Source organism: Pontibacter anaerobius (assembly GCF_026241195.1).
Classification (GTDB): Bacteria; Bacteroidota; Bacteroidia; order Cytophagales; family Hymenobacteraceae; genus Pontibacter; species Pontibacter anaerobius.
In genome coordinates this window covers 150,808-170,220 of sequence record NZ_JAPFQO010000006.1, presented here as the reverse complement: position 1 = coordinate 170,220, position 19,413 = coordinate 150,808, and the positions used below count along the sequence as shown (strand labels likewise).

Annotated in this window: 17 protein-coding genes, 1 tRNA gene and 1 pseudogene; 12 read left to right on the top strand and 7 right to left on the bottom strand. The window is 48.9% G+C overall.

What is annotated here, in order from left to right:
- Nucleotides 1-8: 8 nt before the first annotated feature.
- The 3 genes and pseudogenes from OO017_RS09775 to OO017_RS20020 form a co-directional block, all read right to left on the bottom strand.
- Entirely contained in the window at nt 9-536 is a 528-nt protein-coding gene (locus OO017_RS09775) for a hypothetical protein (RefSeq protein ID WP_266052295.1), read from the bottom strand.
- Nucleotides 537-719: 183 nt separating this feature from the next.
- Entirely contained in the window at nt 720-1,226 is a 507-nt protein-coding gene (locus OO017_RS09770) for a T9SS type A sorting domain-containing protein (protein ID WP_266052294.1), read from the bottom strand.
- A gap of 87 nt (nt 1,227-1,313) precedes the next feature.
- Nucleotides 1,314-1,514: pseudogene (locus tag OO017_RS20020) on the bottom strand (hypothetical protein); the annotation flags it as partial.
- On the opposite strand from OO017_RS20020, the gene OO017_RS09765 reads away from it, so the two are divergent.
- From OO017_RS09765 to OO017_RS09755, 3 genes are all read left to right on the top strand, one after another.
- The gene (locus OO017_RS09765) at nt 1,468-1,650 is read left to right on the top strand and encodes a hypothetical protein (RefSeq protein ID WP_266052293.1); all 183 of its coding nucleotides are present in this window, start codon (nt 1,468-1,470) and stop codon (nt 1,648-1,650) included. The pseudogene OO017_RS20020 and the gene OO017_RS09765 overlap by 47 nt on opposite strands.
- 1,047 nt (nt 1,651-2,697) lie before the next feature.
- On the top strand, nt 2,698-3,420 hold the full coding sequence (locus OO017_RS09760) for a hypothetical protein (protein ID WP_266052292.1): 723 nt from the start codon (nt 2,698-2,700) through the stop codon (nt 3,418-3,420).
- Between the two features lie 373 nt (nt 3,421-3,793).
- The gene (locus tag OO017_RS09755) at nt 3,794-4,357 is read left to right on the top strand and encodes a serine acetyltransferase (protein ID WP_266052291.1); all 564 of its coding nucleotides are present in this window, start codon (nt 3,794-3,796) and stop codon (nt 4,355-4,357) included.
- A 9-nt stretch (nt 4,358-4,366) separates the two neighbouring features.
- Here OO017_RS09755 and OO017_RS09750 read toward each other — a convergent pair whose 3' ends face one another.
- Nucleotides 4,367-4,921 carry a DUF4136 domain-containing protein gene (locus OO017_RS09750; protein WP_266052290.1) on the bottom strand — a complete coding sequence of 185 codons (555 nt, stop codon included), beginning with the start codon at nt 4,919-4,921 and terminating at the stop codon, nt 4,367-4,369.
- Nucleotides 4,922-5,171: 250 nt separating this feature from the next.
- Here OO017_RS09750 and OO017_RS09745 point away from each other — a divergent pair.
- The 7 genes from OO017_RS09745 (at nt 5,172) to OO017_RS09715 (ending at nt 10,559) form a co-directional block, all read left to right on the top strand.
- Nucleotides 5,172-5,245, top strand: a tRNA-Pro gene (locus OO017_RS09745).
- A 293-nt stretch (nt 5,246-5,538) separates the two neighbouring features.
- Nucleotides 5,539-6,054 (top strand): hypothetical protein, encoded by a 516-nt coding sequence (locus OO017_RS09740; protein WP_266052289.1) that lies wholly within the window; start codon nt 5,539-5,541, stop codon nt 6,052-6,054.
- A 430-nt stretch (nt 6,055-6,484) separates the two neighbouring features.
- The gene (locus tag OO017_RS09735) at nt 6,485-7,357 is read left to right on the top strand and encodes an STAS domain-containing protein (protein ID WP_266052288.1); all 873 of its coding nucleotides are present in this window, start codon (nt 6,485-6,487) and stop codon (nt 7,355-7,357) included.
- A gap of 11 nt (nt 7,358-7,368) precedes the next feature.
- Complete coding sequence (locus OO017_RS09730; protein WP_266052287.1) at nt 7,369-7,776, top strand: STAS domain-containing protein; 408 nt, start codon at nt 7,369-7,371, stop codon at nt 7,774-7,776.
- Nucleotides 7,769-8,173: an anti-sigma regulatory factor gene (locus tag OO017_RS09725; protein WP_266052472.1), complete on the top strand. Its 405-nt coding sequence runs from the start codon at nt 7,769-7,771 to the stop codon at nt 8,171-8,173. The genes OO017_RS09730 and OO017_RS09725 overlap by 8 nt, the downstream gene beginning before the upstream one ends.
- Nucleotides 8,163-9,206: an ATP-binding protein gene (locus tag OO017_RS09720; protein WP_266052286.1), complete on the top strand. Its 1,044-nt coding sequence runs from the start codon at nt 8,163-8,165 to the stop codon at nt 9,204-9,206. The genes OO017_RS09725 and OO017_RS09720 overlap by 11 nt, the downstream gene beginning before the upstream one ends.
- A 3-nt stretch (nt 9,207-9,209) precedes the next feature.
- Nucleotides 9,210-10,559, top strand: a complete 1,350-nt coding sequence (locus OO017_RS09715) for a sensor histidine kinase (RefSeq protein ID WP_266052285.1) — start codon at nt 9,210-9,212, stop codon at nt 10,557-10,559.
- Nucleotides 10,560-10,595: 36 nt separating this feature from the next.
- On the opposite strand, the gene OO017_RS09710 is transcribed toward OO017_RS09715, so the two are convergent.
- Entirely contained in the window at nt 10,596-11,045 is a 450-nt protein-coding gene (locus OO017_RS09710) for a response regulator (protein ID WP_266052284.1), read from the bottom strand.
- A gap of 385 nt (nt 11,046-11,430) precedes the next feature.
- Between OO017_RS09710 and OO017_RS09705 the strand changes: the two genes are divergently transcribed.
- Entirely contained in the window at nt 11,431-11,697 is a 267-nt protein-coding gene (locus OO017_RS09705; RefSeq protein ID WP_266052283.1) for a sll1863 family stress response protein, read from the top strand.
- A gap of 54 nt (nt 11,698-11,751) precedes the next feature.
- Here the strand turns inward: OO017_RS09705 and paaN are convergent, their stop codons facing one another.
- Nucleotides 11,752-13,425: a phenylacetic acid degradation protein PaaN gene (paaN, locus tag OO017_RS09700; protein WP_266052282.1), complete on the bottom strand. Its 1,674-nt coding sequence runs from the start codon at nt 13,423-13,425 to the stop codon at nt 11,752-11,754.
- A gap of 321 nt (nt 13,426-13,746) precedes the next feature.
- On the opposite strand from paaN, the gene OO017_RS09695 reads away from it, so the two are divergent.
- Complete coding sequence (locus OO017_RS09695; protein WP_266052281.1) at nt 13,747-16,923, top strand: S8 family serine peptidase; 3,177 nt, start codon at nt 13,747-13,749, stop codon at nt 16,921-16,923.
- A 187-nt stretch (nt 16,924-17,110) separates the two neighbouring features.
- Here OO017_RS09695 and OO017_RS09690 read toward each other — a convergent pair whose 3' ends face one another.
- On the bottom strand, nt 17,111-19,393 hold the full coding sequence (locus tag OO017_RS09690) for an aconitate hydratase (RefSeq protein WP_266052280.1): 2,283 nt from the start codon (nt 19,391-19,393) through the stop codon (nt 17,111-17,113).
- Nucleotides 19,394-19,413: the final 20 nt, after the last annotated feature.

Sequence of the window (19,413 nt, the reverse complement as noted above, 5' to 3'; positions counted from 1 at the left end):
TGAACCGGTTATTGCTTCAGCGTGTAGCCGACGGCAAGCCCGAACCAAGGCAGAAACACGCCGCGACCCAGGCTGGCCTCCTCGTGGTTGAACTGCGCCATGGGCGTGAAGCCCGCCTTGTAGAACATGCCCCCTTCTGCTCGCTGGAAGCGGTAGCCCACCCTGCCAACCGGCAGCAGCCTCAGTTCTTTTTCCTGCGAAGAGCCCTCCTCGGGGTATTCCTGGTAGAGGGGCGTCACCCCAAGCCCGAGCTCCAGCCGGTGGTTTCTCCTCCCCCGGAGCCAGGATACCTCCAGGGGGGCGGCGAGCCAAACCGAGCGACCTGCTTCCATTCCCCCGGAATCCGTGCCGTAGTACATAGCCCCCATGCGCCCTGCCAGGCTCCAGCCGCCGGAGGCCATCAGAATGCGGTCATAGTTGAGGGAGTAGAAACCGCCGTTGCCGCCCAGCTCCAGGAAAAAGGAGTTGCGCTTCCCCTCAGCCTGCTGCGCCATAGCCGGTGAGAAAGCAAGAAAAGAGATTGCAAATAGCAGCAAATACCGTAGCTTGGCGGAGCGCTCCATTGTAGTCAGTAAGGATTCGTCTGTTCTAAGAGTAGAAATAAAGCACATATAGCGGGAAGATGAAGTGTACAGAAAAAAAGCTAGCCTATCAACCTATTTATCAATGTTTTACAAAAAATTGCCGCAGCCTAAATAAAGACTGCGGCAATACGCGACTTATCGCTCAATAAGAATTCTTCTGACGCTTGTGCCCTCATCTGACACGATTTTCAAATAGTAGGTGCCAGCAGGGATTTCCCTGACATTTAAAACTATACTTGCTGAGTGTGACCTTGTTTCTTTTACCGTTTTCCCAGTCTCCGAGACTATACTTATTCTTCTTCCTTTGTCGTTTTCACTTTTGAAGCTAACCTTTAGTTCGGTACTAGCGGGATTAGGGGACGCGGCAAAACCGCCGTAACAGTCTTCCAGGTTAAAAAATAGTGTTGAGGTCGGACTAGTCGTGCATCCACTGGAAGTTACCTGCGCTGTTCCTGTATTGCTGTAGATTGATGAATTGAACTTGACTTGAATCTCTGAGGTCCCTTGTCCAGAGATAATTTTAGCCTGGCTCACCGACCAAGTGTACTGTATACCCGGTTGCGGGTTCGTAACTCTAAATATTGCCACATCGCCAGCACAGTATGGCCCTGGTGCATTGGGGTTCTCTCCCACAACATTCATAGGAGAGTTATTGTTACCTACGTGCACATCTATCGTAGAAACTGGAGTGGATCCTAAAGGATGGTTTCCATAGACAGAGATCTGATAATTGCCAGACGCGGTACTCAGGGGGACTGAAACAGTAAATTGCCCTCCATTTACGTCCACTACGGACCATCCCGCCGGAACTATACGTGTATATTCGAAATGGAAGTAACAGTGGGCAGCATCGTTAGTACTTGGGATTGAAAACACATAGCTCTTGCCCGGGCAAAGCCCGGTGGGTCCGGTAATTGGCCCAATCGGCATTAAGGATATCGAAACAGCCTTGGTGGCAAAGCCTGGCGAATTCCAGACGCAAGGTTTCGGTACAGAAACAGTTACCTCAAACTGCCCTAGCTCATTTGGAAAGGTGGGCGTGAAGGAGTTTCCACTTACCTGGTAATTACCCATAGAGTTATTAGGGTCGTTGCTAATGATGGTTACACCATTTTTTTTCACTGACCAAATATAAACATAATCGTTTGAGCAAGGTTCTATACCTGTTTCCGTGCTAACCGAAGCAGTATAGGTATACGGTTGATTTGGGCATACACTACTCGCTCCAGAAATACTTACATTCAACGCGAGAACTCCCGGAGACAGGCAACATAGAACCAGTGTCAGAAGTAGTATTGAGAATTTAGTCAAGTCACAAGCTGTCGATTTGACTCTTTGGGGTAATGGTAAATTTTGTTCCATAGCATTTTGATGATTAAGTTTAAAAATATAATAATCGCAATCTTAAAATAAAGGAGCTAATATACAAATATTAATATATTAAGTTTAAAGCAAGCACGAAAACACCCACTTGCAAAACCCTAAATGTTAAAAGTCTTATTTTAAGTTAAACAATCAGACTATGGCTAAAATACTCCAAAAACGATATTGCAACTATCAACGAATTCTTTAGGCTGGTCTTTTAAAGATTAATAAAGATTACACGATTGTTATAAACCCTCTCTTATTCTGACTAAAGCTTGACTAAAATTAAACTTTCAAATGGTTGGAAAAAGGCACAGCTAGGAAATCAAGTTCCTCAAATCATCCATAAACTGGTTCGAAATTCGTACACTTAAGAGCACAAGTACAATTTCAGGCGCCAGCTACTGCAGAAGTGGCTGGCGCTTTTTTTATTAGCATACTATAATTAGTCGGTGTCTATTTCATTCAGCATCAGCCATGATGCGAGAGCAAGTAAATATTTCACTAAAGTATATGTGGCTCGCACACCACATAATAGTATAAAACCAACCCAAATTTATCATAATCGTATTTAACATTTAAGGGATTTTTCATCCCTCTTTGCTTCTATCCCTCCAAAGCACAGCGCCCTGCTCAAATTTGTTTCATTCATTTAACGTCAATGCCCATTTCTATGAAAACACTCAATGTAAAATTACTCGTAGTTTGTCTTATTGTTGGCCTGAGTTCCTGTAACAAGGATGATTCTTTGGATCCTGTACCGCTAAACCTGAGCGCAAGTGACATCAAGTTGTTAACAGCCGATGAGATCCTGGATGTAGAGATAGACCCTGCCGATTTTGTAGCCGTAGTTGACAACCCCTACTTTCCGTTGAGACCCGGAGAGACTTACTACTATGTTGGTACTACCAAAGAGGCCAACGAAACAGAAACAATATACATTACCTCGACAGTTACCTGCGACACAAAGGAAATATTAGGGGTAAGTACCACCGTGGTTCATGTCGTAGAGACAGATGAGGAGGGAAACGTATTGGAAGACACCTATGACTGGTATGCACAGGATGTGGAGGGTAACGTTTGGTACTTTGGTGAGTTTACCACAGCTTATGAAGATGGTGTTGCTAGTACGGAGGGCTCATGGGAGGCTGGTGAAGATGGTGCCAAGCCGGGAATTATCATGTGGGCAGACCCTTACGACCATCTTGGAGAAACATATTACCAGGAGTACTTTCCGGGCGAAGCTGAGGATCAGGGAAGAGTGATCCCAAGTAAGAGAACAGTAAAAGTTGCCTACGGAATGTTTCATAAAACGCTGGGTACCGAAGAATTTACAGCGCTAGAGCCGGACGTGTTTGAAAGAAAGTATTATGTAGAAGGTATTGGCATGGTACTGGCCCAATCTGCAAAAGGCGGAAAAGAAAAGGAACGGGAAGAACTTGTTGATATCACCTATGAGCCATGCGAGTAACTTGTTTTAACTGTGTAAAATAACAGATTTATACTTTGTCCCGCCCGGCATTAAGCAGACGGCTCTGAGAAGATGTTATAACTAAGTTCAGACCTCCAGTGCTTTTGTATTAGAGGTCTGAGCTTAATAAGCAATCTCATTAAAAGCCTATACTTATTTCAGGATGAAAAAAGTATAGGGTGCTTTAAATCCCCCTTCGCCCCACCTCTTCCGGTGAACAGACAGGTGACCTCTCTCTTTTATCTAAACCAGGTTACGAGCTAGTATTTTACACGCACATTATAGGCTATACTTTTAGTTGGCAGTTCTGCTCATGCAACGTCAGCTACGGCTCCCTCGTAAAGCCTATCTCACAGTTAAAATCAAGTGTAGTATGTCCTATATATTTCAGGATTGGGCTGCCAACAAAGGCAACCTGAAAGGAAGGCTCGTGATGGTACTCTTCCGGCTTGCTCACCCTGCTTCCATCAATAAAATTTTCAGAATTATCTGGCTCCCTTACCTGGCGTTCTACAAAGTATTTGTGGAGTGGATTCTTTGCATAGAGTTACCCCACTGGACTACCGTAGGACCTGGCTTAGTTTTGGGCCATGGTCAGGCGCTGGTTGTAAACGGCTGCTCTGTTATTGGCAAAAACTGCTTTATCAGGCACTCCACAACACTGGGCAACATTCGCAAGGCGGATGGCTCTTACTCGGGCTCACCTGTTCTCGGCGACAATGTGGAATTGGGCTCTAATGTTTGCATTATCGGTGAAGTAAGGATCGGGAACAACGTAAGAATTGGGGCTGGCTCTGTTGTGGTAAAAGATATCCCTGATAATTCTATAGCGGTAGGAAACCCGGCCCGGGTTATCAAAACCATTGCCCCACCTGAGCAAGAGCCTAAACAGACCTTAACCAATCCACAAAAGGAGGTGTTTTCGCTGAATGCTTAACGCTGCCACCTACTGTGGTATTTCCTGTATCAATTTCTGAATTCCCTTGCTAATGCGGTTTTGCAACTTGGCGGAGTTATCATCTGGTATCACTCCCTCTGCCGCACCCTGCCAAACCAGCTCATTACGGGCATTATCTACCAGGTGCATCGAAAGTGTGCCTTCGCGGTACCGGCGCACCACTACTTCCTCGCTCTTCCAGGTATAGCGGCGCTGGCCCATATAAAAAGGAGGATCTGTCAGGATGTTCGTTTCGCGGGTCTGTACTTTCTCGGCCACCACTACCCCAAGGTTGATCTTCAGGTCAGGCTGGGCAGTACTACGGCTTAGCCCACGCTGCTCCAACTGTTTGGTTATCTCTTCCTTTACATGGTCGAGTTGCGGCGTGTAAGGCTCAAGCTCAACTCCGCTGGCTTCCACATCATAAAAATCGAAGGTCTTGTACTCAGAGAGCTGAAACCCCTGCTCGGCCTCGGTGTCTAGCACCCTAACCGTGGAGCAAGCCGCAGCTGTAAGTATAAGTATGGTGAGAAATATGTATTGTTTAACAGCCTGTGCTTTCATAGTAAGTTTTATACTTTTATAAGCTATACGCCAACTACTTACAAGCGTTCTTCCTGAAAGTTAGCACTTTGAGTTTATACTTTAATTAATAGGATTAGATCACAATAATACTTGTAGATCTTGAAGTATATGCTTTAAAGAGAACTCTGATAGCTAAATTCAAAGTATAGTTTTCTCTTTTGATAGGGTAATATTTTCAGGTGAGAAATTTTGTAAATTTAGTGTGCCCGCATTATTTTGCTTACCTAATCGGGGTGTAGCGTAGCCTGGTATCGCGCCAGCATGGGGTGCTGGAGGTCGTGGGTTCGAATCCCGCCACTCCGACTTACTAAAGGGCCCTTTACAGCGAGTAAAGGGCCTTTTTACTGATTCAAAATTGACACTAACTGACGTAAGTCTTCAGACATACCCCACCACAGGCCGCTTTTTTACATCTCCAGGCACTAAAGGTGGAGCTCTCTACCCCGACACTCCAAAAGTTTCTCCTAACCCTTCCATGATGTCGAAGGATTTTCTATTTTCATTCCGGCTCTGAGAGAGCCAACTATTACTCCGCACATATTGCAGATAAACGTCATAATAATCTATACACAGTAGCTAGTAACAATTTCAAACAGATGAAGAAGGAAGTAGAATTACTAAAGTCAAACACCATTCTATTTACTGGAATCGGGTTAGTAAAAAAGTCGCTTTCAAATTGGCTGGTTGAAGAAATACTTGATATTGATGAAAAGTGTGAGAAGGAGCCGATTATTAGGGCTAAGTTGGACTCCAAAGGGGACATAAAAAAACTGAGAGAGTTCCTAGACAGAGAAATTAAGCAACAAGATGACGGGTTATATGAATCTTGCATTGAGGAGCTAAAAGAAATCAAGGATGACTTGAACTGGGAAAGCTCTAAGGATGGTAAATTTATCCAAAAGCTGGAGGAATGGGTGCTAGCCACCAGGACTAATGCTTCACTTCTAGGTTGGGAAAGTATATTTATCGGTAGAAGTATCATCAACCCGAAGGGACTAAATATTGGTGGTTTGGTTAGGAATGAAAAAGAAAAAGAAGCAGAAGAGATAAAGAAGCAAATTGACTTATGGGCACCACCAGTTCCTCCAAGATATTTGCTTCAAGCAGAATAAGAAAACAATTTACTAGTATTATGTAAGTTACATCTTCGGCTTACATATCGTCTACACCAGTACACTAGAAATAACCTTGCATCACTTCCTGCGTCAGTAGCGCTTGCGTCAGAATCTGCGTCAGCAGGAGGCAAAAACATTGAAATTTCAACAGAAACCAACATTTAACCAACGCTTCAGAGGCACTTTTACAAGTATAGATTTGCGGCATTTACGGCCTAGCTTGCCACTCCGCCATTATTAAGGTGAATTCTACTGAAGCGGTTCATACTTCGTTTACCTTTCTCTTACTTCACCGTATGTATAGGCTTGTGCTTTCTTTAAAAGCTGTTCGGGACAGTAATCCAATATATATTTTATACCTTTAGGCTTAAGGTACAATCATAAAAATTTTTAACCCAAGAACGCACACAAACCTCACAGCAGACATATGAACAAAATAGCTCAGTTATTACAAAACAACAAAAAGCAAATACTGGAAAGCTGGATGCAAAACCAACTGGCTGATGCATCGCTACGTGATGACCTTATCTCGAATGAGGAATTGCGCCGCCAATCAGACGAATTAATAAGCGGGCTTGCACGCGCAACATCCAGCGGCAACATGGATAACATTTACACTCCCGAGTATGAGCCGGTAGTGGAGATACTGAGCGATATTTCTATAACACGTGCCCGCCAGGGTTTCAGCCCGCGAGAAACCGGCATGTATGTCCTTAGCCTGAAGCAGGCAATCAGCACGGTGCTGGAAGAGAAGTACAGTGAGCAGCCAGAGGTACTTTACAAGGAGCTGATCACAACCCATAAACTGCTCGACAACCTGAGCATGGTGACCTTCGATACCTTCATCAAAGGCCGTGAGGAAGTGATCCTGCGCCAAACCGATGAGATCAATGAGATATCCACCCCGGTTATCCGTGTGTGGGAAGGAATCCTGGCCCTGCCAATCATCGGTACCCTGGATAGTGCCCGTACGCAGATCGTGATGGAGAACCTGCTGGAGGAGATTGTGAACACAGGCAGCAGCATTGCCATACTTGATATCTCAGGCGTGCCTGCGGTAGACTCACTGGTAGCACAGCACCTGATCAAAACCGTTAGCGCCACACGCCTTATGGGTGCAGAGTGTATCATTAGCGGTATCCGTGCCGAGATTGCCCAGACCATAGTTCACCTGGGTATCGACCTCTCTAATATTAAAACCAAAGCAAGCCTGGCCAGTGCCTTACAGCTAGCCTTTAGCATGCGCAGTGTAGAAGTGAGAAAAATAAACAAGAACACAGGCTTCAGCCTTACCCGATAGTATAGAGCACCATGGATAGAATTCCAATTCTGAAGATGGGCCCGTTCCTGCTTGTAACCATACAAGTGGACCTGTACGACCGGTTGGCCCTGAACCTGGAAAATGACTTGATTAGTATGGTGAGCAAAACCGGCGCAAGAGGTGTGCTCATCGATATTTCCGCAGTAAGTATAGTAGACTCCTTTATGGGCCGCATTCTGGGCAACATTGCCTCTATGTCGCGGATCATGGATGCTGAGACAGTGGTGGTGGGCATGCAGCCTGCCGTAGCCATTACGCTGGTGGAGCTTGGCCTTACGCTGCAGGGCGTGTACACTGCCCTGGACGTGGAAAAAGGCATGGAGCTTTTACGAGACAAAATAGGCGTCATGAATGATCCTGAAGAAGACGAGGAGGAGCCTGATGATAGTAATGACTAAAGACACGATGCAAATCGTGCGAGAGCAAGATGTAGTACCTTTCAGGAACCGGGTTCGCGAGCTAAGCACCAAAATAGGCATGAGCCTGGTAAACCAGACTAAGCTTATTACAGCTGCCAGCGAACTTGTCCGGAACATGCTGAAGTATGCCAATGGCGGAAAAGTGATGCTGGAAACCGTAAGCAAGAATGCACAGTCCGGAATCAGGCTTATTTTTATGGACCAGGGCCCTGGTATAACCAATGTGCAACAGGCTATGCAGGATGGCTTCTCCACAGGTAAGAGCCTGGGTCTGGGGCTACCTGGGGCGAAGCGCCTCGTAAACGAGTTCGACATCAACAGCATACCTGGCGAGGGTACTACCGTAACCATCATACACTGGAAGCATGGACGTTAATCAACACCAGCTTTTCGCTATTCCCGATAAATCTTACGCCAGCATGGCCAAGCGGGATATTGCACGCATAGCAGAATCTATCGGCATGTCCGTTAATGATGTAGGCAAGCTCAATATTGTGGTAGCCGAGATGGCCTCTAACCTTACGAAGCATTCGCCACAAGGGGGCGAGTTGTTGGTACGCCCTTTGGGCAACTCACCAACCGAAGGCATAGAGGTGATCTGTATTGATAACGGCCCGGGCATGACAGACCCAAACCGAATGCAGCAGGACGGCATCTCCACGTTCGGTACAGCCGGCGAGGGTTTGGGGGCCATCAAAAGACAGTCCGATGTTTTTGACCTGTACTCACAGCAAGGCATAGGCACTGTTATACTTTCCAGGATTTTTAAAACGACAAAGGCTGGTGCAACACAGCCTGCAAGGCACCACGAAATAGGTTATGTAATGGTGCCAAAACCAAAGGAGACATTGTGCGGCGATGGCCTGGCCATTATAGAAAAAGGCACTGAGTTATACTTGCTGGCGCTCGACGGTTTGGGCCACGGCGCTAATGCGCACGAAGCATCGCAACAGGCAGTACAGGTGTTTAAGTCCTCCCCTGCCCTGCTGCCCACTGATGCGCTGCGCCAGGTCCACCATAGTATAAAGCGCACCCGCGGCGCTGTGGGTTTTGTTGCCAACATAAGTGCCTCCAGCCAACGCATAAGCTACTGCGGTATCGGCAACATTGCGGGCAAGCTCTACACGCCCGACACATCTTTTGGCAGCAGCGCCCCCTACAAGAACCTGATCTCTTATAACGGTATTCTGGGCCATAACATCCCTACCACGCTCAACAACCAGGAACTGGAGTGGGGGCGCCACAGAACGCTGATCATACACTCCGACGGCCTAAAATCCCGTTGGGACCTGAGCAAGTATCATTCGCTTAACCGGCATTTGCCAACCACGGTGGCGGCCCTGCTCTATAAAGATAACGCACGCCATACCGATGACGCACTGGTTGTAGTTTGCAGAAGTAAAGTATAAAGTATGCAGCGAAGCATCCTCAAAATAGACATTAACAACGAACTGGACGTGGTACTGGCCTACAAGCGCGCCATGCAGCTATCCGAGCGTCTGGGTATGCCCCAGGCCAACCAGACCAAGTTTGCCACTGCCGTCTCTGAGATTTGCCGCAACGTGGTGGAGTACGTGGGCAATGGGGCCATACAGTATAGCCTGACGGAGGTAGCTGGCTACAAGTACCTGGAGGCGCTGGTAACAGACCGCGGCCGCGGCATCGGTAACCTGGACCTTATACTTAGCCGCAAGGACTTTAGCAACAGCCTGCGCGGAACTGGTATCATCAACTCCAAAAAGCTGGTAGACCTGTTCGAGATTGAGAGTGATTTTGAAAAAGGCACCCGCGTTCGACTCTCCAAAAAACTACCTCAGACCGGTTTCGGAGTTAACAAGGAAACGCTGGAGAGGTGGGCGACAGAGTTTAAGCAAGAGGCAGCTATTTCTCCTTACGCCGAGATCAAGAACCAGAACATGCAGCTGCTGGAGGTTTTGGAGCAACTACGCCTTCGTAACCTGGAAGCAGAGCAGCAACTGCAGGAAATCCGGAGGCTTAACTCGCAACTGCAGAAGTATAACCAGGACATAAACCAACTGCTGGACGAACGTGAAAGTAAAAACAAGCTGTTGCAGGAAATTAACCTGAGCCTGGACGCCTTTGCCCACACCGTATCGCATGACCTGCGCGCGCCGCTTCAGAATATTAACGGTATTACCACTGCCTTGGAGGCTTGCCTGGAAGCAGGGCAACTGGAAGAGGCAGGTCGCGTGTTCCCGATGCTGCGCCAGCAAACCCAGAAAATGGATCGGCTGATAACGGGTATACTTGCCTACTCGCTGGCAGGGCACCACAACTTACCCAAAAAAGCCATTGACCTGCAGGTGCTCCTGCACCAAGTGGTGTCTTCCCTCACGGTACCTGCTACTTTCCAGATCATTATACAGCCCAACCTGCCGGTGTTATATACGCAGGAAGTTTACCTGTACCAGGTCTTCAGCAACCTGATTGGTAATGCCATTAAGTACCACGACCAGCCGGAGCGGGCACTGCTGCAGGTAAACTATACTCCCGAAAAAGACTGGTTATACTTTACCGTAGAAGACAACGGCCCGGGAATAGCCCCGGAGGCACAGGAGCAGATTTTTAGTATGTACGAAACAGGACAGTCTTTCGCGAGGCCAGGTAGCTCGGGCCTGGGCCTTTCTATAGTGCGTAAGATAATAGAGGAAAAAGGAGGTAAAATTTGGGTTGACTCGAAAGGGGAAGGAAGCCGCTTTACCTTTACCTGGCCCGCCACTGAGTTGATACAGGAAGGCTAGCTAAAAAAGGCGCTACATATATCTGCAGCCCCTTTTTTAGCTTTTCTGTTTAAAAAACTCGTTCATGATCTCATGCACATCGTGCTTCGTGAGTGCCTTAGAGAAATGCTTTTTAACCCTGTTAAAAGCCTTAAGCTTTTCCAGGTCATAGAAACTGGCCGAGGAGGTAAGCATCAGTATGATCACCGGGTTTGCCTCGTCAACGCTTAGTTTGTGGTACTCCTCCAAAAAAGAGAAGCCATCCATCACCGGCATTTTAATATCAAGAAATATAAGATCCGGACGCTTAACCCCTGCAGTTGCACCAGGGCCCTCCACCTTGGCGATGTAGTTCAGCGCCTCCTTACCGTTCTTCAGCGTCTTTATCTCTTTGGCAACCTGCATTTCTTTGAGCAAGCGCTCATTCAGGTAGTTGGTTGTCTCATCGTCATCTACCAACAGCACCAGTTCCAGAGGGAAATTATATGGCTTCACTAAGTTGTTCATTTACCCGACTCCTTTCAAAGCTTACCAGCACTCCCTGCAAAACCAGAGACATCGGGCAACTTTGTTTATCTTTTTGCGAATATCGCATACCTGCTGTTAATATCAAACTATAGTACTGTAAAAGTGAAATTTCTTAGCAAAGAAACGTTAAACAGCAGCAGTCATACTTTCTTTCCCATTTACAGCTTTATACTTGGATCTGCACCAACGTTAAACAAAGTCAGCCGCTCAAGCTTGTCGTTTCTTCAAGCCATGCCACCGAAAGCGCTTGCCGGCTACACATCCTTTTAACTCAAATTGGAGTAATAGTGGTATGGCACCCACGTGGCCAGATTTTAAACAAAGCATTTAGACTATGGATAATTACCCTTTAAAACCAGAACATATGCGAGCCCCGGACCACCTTACTAAGGGAGAGGTGCAGAAAAGCCTGGATGAGCTGGATAAAAAGATAACAACGCTTAAAGCGCGCGTAAACGCCACCGCCGCCGACTCTAACCACACGTATCACGAGCACATAGCCGGGCTGGAGCGAAAGCGGGAACTGATCGTACAAAAAATGGGCGACCCCAGCAATGAGCAGCAGCACTGGAGCGACCTGCACAAGAACATCAGCAACCTCCACAACGATGCCGATAACATGATAAAATAAAAAAATGCCCTGCAATTACTGCAGGGCATTTTTTATAAGTATGACTTTACACTTCTAGCCCATTACCGGCTCCCGGAAACCAACCCAGGTAAAGCGTTTGATAACAAACTCGGGGTTTGTGAAGGATGCGTTACCGGCAGGGTTGCCGCCCGTCACATGGAAATCGGAGAAACTGGCGTTCTGGTTCACGTAAATGCCGCCTGTCAGGTTAAAGCTAACCGGTGTTCCCGCCAATCCCATTTCATCCATGATCTTCTCTTTCACGGCAGGGTCTGTAGTATAAGCGCCGCAGGAGATCGCGCCAAAATTCATGGCCATTTCCTTAGCTAACTCTATCGACTGGTCAGTGTTCTTTGTTTTGATAATCAGCACCACCGGGCCGAACAGCTCACGGCTGTAGCTCTCTTTCTCAGTGGCGTCAACCTCATAAATAACTGGCGTGCAGGTGCGGGCATTGGCAAACATCGGGTTTTCGAAATCACAGCTGCTAAGCACCTCGCGGCCTTTTACGGAGGAGGCGCTCTTTACACGCTCGGCAGTGGCCGGGTTTTGTATAGCTCCCAGGATATGCGGCGCAGCTTTAGGGTTATTCACCAGGGCCGTAACGGCGCCGGCAACCTTCTCCACTACTTCCTCATAGGGCACTGTTTCACCTCCTACTTTTATACCTGTCTCCGGCACAAAGAAATTCTGCGGCGCAGTACACATCTGGCCAGAGTACAGGGTTACTGAGAAAGCAAGGTTCTGCACCACTTTATCCAGATCATCCACAGAATCGATGATGATAGAGTTTACCCCGGTTTTCTCTGTAAATGTTGTTTTGCCCGGCAGGCTCTCCACGTAATTACCGAACTCGGTTCCGCCGGTGTAGTCAATCAGTTTCACCTTTGGGTTCTCAGCTAGCTCCTTCGTAATCAAACGGTCGTCGGCGTCTACGCCCAGCTGGCAGATGTTCGGGTTCAGGTTGTTTGCTTGCAGCACCTTCTGTACCTCAGCCACCACAATGGCAATTGGCAGCACAGCCTTTGGGTGCGGCTTCACGATAACCGGGTTACCGGTAACCAGGCTGGCGAACATACCCGGCACTGTGTTCCAGGTCGGGAAGGTAGAGCAGCCAATTACCAGGGCAACGCCTTTCGGTACGGCTTTCCAGGTTTTGTTCAGCTTCAGGTTATACTTGCCCATCGGCTTCTCCCACTCAGTGCTCTCCGGGAAACGGGTCTGCTCTTCGTAGCCAGCGGCAATGGCTTCCAACGCACGGTCAGCGGCGTGCGGGCCCGATGCCTGGAACGACATCATGTAGGCCTGCCCGGTGGTATGCATGGTGGCGTAGGCAATCTCGAAGAAACGGCTTTTGAGGTTTTCCAGCGCCTCCACAAGTATGGCTGCACGGTCGGCAGGCTTAACCTTTCGCCACTGGTGGTAGGCCTCCTCAGCACGGCTGATCAGGGTGTCTGGCTCAAAGAAAGGGTACTTTACGCCCAGCGACTGCTGCTCGTACGGCGACTCCTCCTGCCCGGCCCAGGCTTTCTCACCTTGCTGCAGTAGTTCGGTAAATTTGTTGTTCAGAAAATTTTTATACTTCTCCCGGCCTTCTTTGTCTGCTGTTTCACCGTATACTTCGGGTGAAGGGTTTTCAGGATAGTAGGCAAAAAAAGTACGGTTGTGCAGAGCCTGCACGGCTTTTTGTAGTGTCTCGCGATGTTTATCCACCAATTCCAGATTCATAGTTAATTTTTAATATTTAATAGCAAAATAGAAACAAAATATTGTAAAAATCAGTTGAAGGAAATATACGCAAAATTATTTTAAGCGAAGGCTTCAAATTAATTTTTTTCTCATGGATTTTTGTACTTTTGCCGTACCCGTCCATGATTTGCTCTTATTCAGAAACAGGTATAAAACAGGACTTTTATTGAGCAGATGTTTACCCTTATCTTGCTGCTAAGGCGCAGCCTTGTTTTCGCATTACTCTTACTGCTATACGTGCCTTTGGCGTATGGGCAACGGCCTGCTTTGGACTTTGGTGCTAAAACGATCCCTAACAAGGTGGTCTACAAACTTAAGCCGCAGCAGCCTAGCCACTTATGCAAAACAACCGATACAAGTATGAGCCATGCGCTGCAGCAGATCGGGGCAAAGCAAGTGGCCCGCAAGTTTCCGGAGGCGACGGTTCAGGCAGTTCCCGCCCAGGCCAGAAAAGCCACACCCACTGTAGACCTCTCCCTGATCTTTGAATTACACTACGCCCCCAGCCACACTTTTGAGGAGGTGCAGGCAGCACTGATGGCCACCGGCCAGGTAGCCTACGTGGAGCCCCTGTACATTCGAGAACCGTTTCACCAACCAAACGACCCTGCCTCCGACTCCACCAAAACCACACAGTACTACCTGAAACAGGTACGGGCCTACGCTGGCTGGTCCGTGGAGCAAAGCGACACCAACACCGTGATCGGCGTGCTGGACACCGGCTTCCGCCTTACGCACGAGGACCTGAAAGACAAGGTAAAGCTGAACCACAACGACCCAATTGATGGCATTGACAACGATGGGGATGGCTTGGTAGACAACTACCGCGGCTGGGATTTTGCTGACGGGGATAACGACGTAACCGACAATACTGCCTGGAAGGGCCATGGAACTGCCGTAGCCGGCGTGGCCGCAGGTGCCACTAACAACGGTATCGGTGTTGCCGGCACAGGCTATAATGCCCTGTTCCTGCCCATTAAGGTTTTCTCCTCTTATACCAATGGCCCCTTCGGTGGCTATGAGGCAATCGTGTACGCGGCAAATAAAGGCTGCAAGGTTATAAACCTGTCGTGGGGAGGCACCGGTTTTTCTAAGTTTGAGCAGGATATCATTAACTATGCGGCACTTGAGAAAGATGTTTTGATCGTGGCCTCGGGCGGTAACACCAACGCTTTTCTGGATATTTACCCAGCATCTTATGACAATGTGGTGTCTGTGGGCGGGGCCAACAACAAGGATGTAAAGTATAAAGACCACACCTACAGCTATAAGATTGACCTAATCTCCCCAAGTATAAACATTTACACCACCTCCATAAATGGCGATGATAAGTACGGAAACGTAGGAGGAACCTCTTTTGCGGCTCCTACGGTAGCCGGTGGCGCTGCACTGGTGCGCTCCCGTTTTCCGGAGCTAAACGCCAGGCAGGTGGCCGAGCGCTTAAGAGCTGGCACGGATGATATTTATACTTTAGAAGGCAACCAGCCTTACCTGGAAATGCTGGGCTCTGGCCGCTTTAACCTGAAAAAAGCCCTGAATGCCGATGGGCTAAAGTCGGTGCGCTGCCTTACCTTTGCCCCTTCGCCCAACCAGTCACTCACGGCCGGGAGTACCGTCACGATTGATGCTAGTTTCATCAACTTCCTCCACCCTATTGGCGGCCTGCAGGTTACACTGACGTCACTCTCTCCATACGTTACTGTAACACAGGGCATTGCAAACATTGGAAGTTTAGGCACTATGGCCACAACCCCCACAGGCACTCAGCCTTTCATTATAAAAATAGCAAACAACTCCCCTGCCAACCACAAAGTATATTTCCGCCTGGGGTATACCGATGGGGAGTACAGCAGCTTTCAGCATTTCGAGCTTATCATCAACCACAACTTTGCCACCCTTACCGCCAACAACCTGCACCTGACACTGAACAGCGAGGGCAACATTGGCTACAATGGCCTTAATTTGAGCCAGGGAGTAGGTGTGAAGTATAAAAACGGGGCTTCGCTGCTGTTTGAGGGTGGCCTTATACTTTCTGCCGATAGCGGAAAGGTAGCCGACAACCTGCACAATGCCTCCTGGCAGAACAACCGTGGCTTTAAACCCCTCATGCTTACAAAGCCGTACTTCAACACCAAACTGGCAAACCAGGAACTGCGCGGGCTGATGCAGACAAACGTGAACGGGCACCCGGATATAGAGGTTAAAACCATAGGCTATGCCTGGAGCAGTGCCCCCGACCAGGATTATGTGATTCTGGAGTATCAACTCACTAACAAATCCTCTGAAGCCATACCTTACCTGCACGCCGGCCTTTTCTCCGACTGGGATATTGGCAACTATACCGCGAACAAAGCCGCCTGGGATAACGAACTGCAGATGGGGTATGCCTACCATGCCCATTCGCCGTTGCCTTATGCCGGTATAAAACTGCTAACGCCGGAAAACTACCCGATCTACCACGCCATCGACAACATTGGCGGCAACGACTCTACCGTTTCAGTGGATGACGGTTTTACGAATGCCGAGAAGTATAAAGTGATATCAAAGGGGATTAGCCGACGCCGCGCAGGTGGTAAGTATGGCAACAGCATATCGCATGTGCTAGGCGCCACCGCGCTGGACCTGGCACCTGGCCAAACGAAGACCATTGCTTTTGCCGTGCTGGCCGGAGATAACCTGGAGGCGCTGCAGCAGCATGCCCGGGCGGCCCAGCAGAAGTATAAAAGTATAAAATCGGGTCCGGCACCTGAACCTATGGCTTTCCAGGCCTGCCTCTCCGAATCCGTGATGATAGCCCCGGAAGGCGGCAGCTACTTTAACTATTATACGGACCCCAACGCCGCCAACCTATTAGCTTCCGGGCCCACCTATACAATCAGTTCTGCGGAAGAAAACAGCATGATCTATGTGGCCAACGCAGACTCCATGTACCTGAGTAAGCTTGTGCCGATGGAAGTACAAGTACTGGAAAAGGCCGAAGCTGAGTTTAAGAAAGGTGTTGACTATGTGCAGGTAAACAAAGCAGTCATGTTCCAGGATAAGAGCGCACATGTTACCACCTGGCACTGGGACTTTGGTGATGGCAGCCAATCCACAGAGCAAAACCCGGTACACACGTACAGGAAGCCTGGCAGTTACACCGTTACCCTAACCGCTACAAACACACTCGACTGCACACGCAGCTCTTACCAGCAGGTGCTCGATGTGTATGATTCGGCTCCTACCCTTTACCCTAACCCAGTTGCCGGGAAAATCAACCTAAACCTGACCCAGCCACTAACACAACTTCAGGCTTCCATCCCTGAACTCAGGCTAACTGACATGACAGGAAAAACCGTGTCTGCCGCACCTCTCCCCTCCTCCGGCACGCAGGTACAGTATGACCTGAGCCACTTACGAGCAGGCGTATACATTGCCCATATTACCTACCAGGGCCAGACCTACGTGGAGCGTATTTTAGTGAAGACAGACATATAACCTGCCAATTAGCTCACTGTAAAGAATAGGATCGCTTGATTTGAACGTATCCCTTTATTTAAGAGCATGATTTCCATGTAAGAGCGCAAACCTAAAGTATAAACATCGTAGAAGTTGAGAACTATACAAAAGAAAAGGCCCCACCAAATGGCGGGGCCTTTCTGTTTATACTTTACAGCTTAGCAAATTATGCGTTAGCGTTTTGTTTCTGTTGCTGCTGACGAATCAGGTTGAGGGCAGAACCGGCTTTAAACCAGGCAATCTGACCTTCGTTATAAGTATGGTTTACCATGAAGCTGTCCTGAGAGCCATCTTTGTGGTGCAGTACCACTTTCAGCGGCTGGCCCGGCGTAAAGTTCTCCAGACCCAGGATGTCGATCGTATCCGTCTCCTCGATCAGGTCGTAATCCGCTTTGTTGGCGAACGTAAGACCAAGCATACCCTGCTTCTTCAGGTTAGTTTCGTGGATACGCGCGAAAGACTTCACGATAACGGCACGAACGCCCAGGTGACGTGGCTCCATGGCAGCGTGCTCACGGGATGAGCCCTCACCATAGTTCTCGTCACCAACCACTACAGTACCGATACCGGCACCTTTGTACGTACGGGCTGTGGCAGGCACAGTGTCATACCCACGGGTCATGTCGTTGTACACGCTGTTAGCCTCACCGTTGAAGGCGTTGATGGCACCGATCAACATGTTGTTAGAGATGTTGTCGAGGTGGCCACGGTACTTCAACCACGGGCCAGCCATAGAGATGTGGTCAGTTGTACACTTGCCTTGTGCTTTGATCAGGAGTTTCAGGCCTTTCAGGTCTGTGCCTTCCCATGGCTTAAAGCCTTCCAGCAGTTGCAGACGGTCTGATGTAGGAGCAACTACAACTTCTACCGTGCTGCCATCCTCAGCTGGAGCCACATAACCTGCGTCTTCCACTGCGAAGCCCTGCGTTGGCAATTCAATACCTACCGGCTCATCCAGTTTCACCTGCTGGCCATCGTTCGTGGTCAGGGTGTCAGTAAGCGGGTTAAAGGTTAGGTCGCCGGCAATAGCGAAGGCAGTCACGATCTCTGGCGAAGCCACGAACGCGTGTGTGTTCGGGTTACCGTCGTTACGCTTGGCAAAGTTACGGTTGAACGACGTGATGATAGAGTTCTTACGAGTTGGGTCATCAGTATGACGCGCCCACTGGCCGATGCACGGACCGCAGGCGTTTGCCAGAACCACACCACCCATCTCTGCAAAGGTGTCCAACAAACCGTCGCGGGCAGTTGTGTAACGCACCATTTCGGAACCCGGAGTGATGGTGAACTCAGCCTGGGCTGTCAGGTTTTTATCAACGGCTTGCTTCGCGATAGAGGCAGCGCGTGTGATGTCTTCGTAAGAAGAGTTGGTACAAGAACCGATCAGACCTACCTCTAGTTTAGCTGGCCAGCCATGCTCTTTTACCACAGCGGCAAACTGAGAAATTGGCCACGCAGCGTCCGGCGTGAATGGGCCGTTTACGTGCGGCTCCAGTGTGCTCAGGTCGATCTCGATCAGCTGATCGTAGAAGGCAGCCGGGTCGGCGTATACTTCGTCGTCGGCACGCAGATGCTGCGCTACTTCGTCAGCCATCTGCACTACTTCCTCGCGGCCTGTAGAATTCAGGTATGCGCGCATACTGTTGTCATAGGCAAATACCGAAGTAGTTGCACCGATCTCAGCACCCATGTTACAGATAGTACCTTTACCAGTACAAGACATAGACTCAGCACCTTCACCGAAGTACTCCACGATTGCGCCTGTACCACCTTTCACGGTCAGGATACCAGCTACTTTCAGGATAACGTCTTTTGGAGAGGTCCAGCCGCTCATTTTACCGGTCAGCTTCACACCGATCACTTTCGGGAATTTCAGCTCCCAAGGCATACCGGCCATTACGTCCACGGCATCAGCACCGCCAACACCAATCGCTACCATACCCAGACCACCAGCGTTTGGTGTGTGCGAGTCAGTACCGATCATCATACCACCCGGGAAAGCATAGTTCTCCAGCACTACCTGGTGAATGATACCTGCACCTGGCTTCCAGAATCCGATGCCATACTTGTTAGACACCGAAGCCAGGAAATCGTAAACTTCTTTGTTCTCATTGTATGCATCCTGCAAGTCAGAATCGGCACCCACGCGGGCCTGAATCAGGTGGTCGCAGTGTACTGTAGAAGGCACTGCCACAGTTGGCTTACCAGCCTGCATGAACTGAAGCAAGGCCATCTGTGCCGTGGCATCCTGCATGGCTACCCTGTCCGGTGCGAAGTCTACGTAAGACTGGCCACGCTCATGTGCTCCTGTGGCAGGACCATCATATAGGTGTGAGTACAGGATCTTCTCTGTCAGGGTAAGCGGTCTGCCAACTTTAGTACGGGCAGCAGACACACGCTCTTCCATGCCGGCATATACCGCCTTGATCATTTCTAAATCAAATGCCATAGTTTTGCTATTGTTAGTGT

What these genes read in the sequence shown, in the direction of transcription:
- OO017_RS09770 (WP_266052294.1), bottom strand. Translation starts at nt 1,226, where the DNA reads ATGAATGTTGTGGGAGAGAACCCCAATGCACCAGGGCCATACTGTGCT.
- OO017_RS09755 (WP_266052291.1), top strand. Translation starts at nt 3,794, where the DNA reads ATGTCCTATATATTTCAGGATTGGGCTGCCAACAAAGGCAACCTGAAA.
- OO017_RS09750 (WP_266052290.1), bottom strand. Translation starts at nt 4,921, where the DNA reads ATGAAAGCACAGGCTGTTAAACAATACATATTTCTCACCATACTTATA.
- OO017_RS09740 (WP_266052289.1), top strand. Translation starts at nt 5,539, where the DNA reads ATGAAGAAGGAAGTAGAATTACTAAAGTCAAACACCATTCTATTTACT.
- OO017_RS09735 (WP_266052288.1), top strand. Translation starts at nt 6,485, where the DNA reads ATGAACAAAATAGCTCAGTTATTACAAAACAACAAAAAGCAAATACTG.
- OO017_RS09730 (WP_266052287.1), top strand. Translation starts at nt 7,369, where the DNA reads ATGGATAGAATTCCAATTCTGAAGATGGGCCCGTTCCTGCTTGTAACC.
- OO017_RS09725 (WP_266052472.1), top strand. Translation starts at nt 7,769, where the DNA reads ATGACTAAAGACACGATGCAAATCGTGCGAGAGCAAGATGTAGTACCT.
- OO017_RS09720 (WP_266052286.1), top strand. Translation starts at nt 8,163, where the DNA reads ATGGACGTTAATCAACACCAGCTTTTCGCTATTCCCGATAAATCTTAC.
- OO017_RS09715 (WP_266052285.1), top strand. Translation starts at nt 9,210, where the DNA reads ATGCAGCGAAGCATCCTCAAAATAGACATTAACAACGAACTGGACGTG.
- OO017_RS09710 (WP_266052284.1), bottom strand. Translation starts at nt 11,045, where the DNA reads ATGAACAACTTAGTGAAGCCATATAATTTCCCTCTGGAACTGGTGCTG.
- OO017_RS09705 (WP_266052283.1), top strand. Translation starts at nt 11,431, where the DNA reads ATGCGAGCCCCGGACCACCTTACTAAGGGAGAGGTGCAGAAAAGCCTG.
- paaN (WP_266052282.1), bottom strand. Translation starts at nt 13,425, where the DNA reads ATGAATCTGGAATTGGTGGATAAACATCGCGAGACACTACAAAAAGCC.
- OO017_RS09690 (WP_266052280.1), bottom strand. Translation starts at nt 19,393, where the DNA reads ATGGCATTTGATTTAGAAATGATCAAGGCGGTATATGCCGGCATGGAA.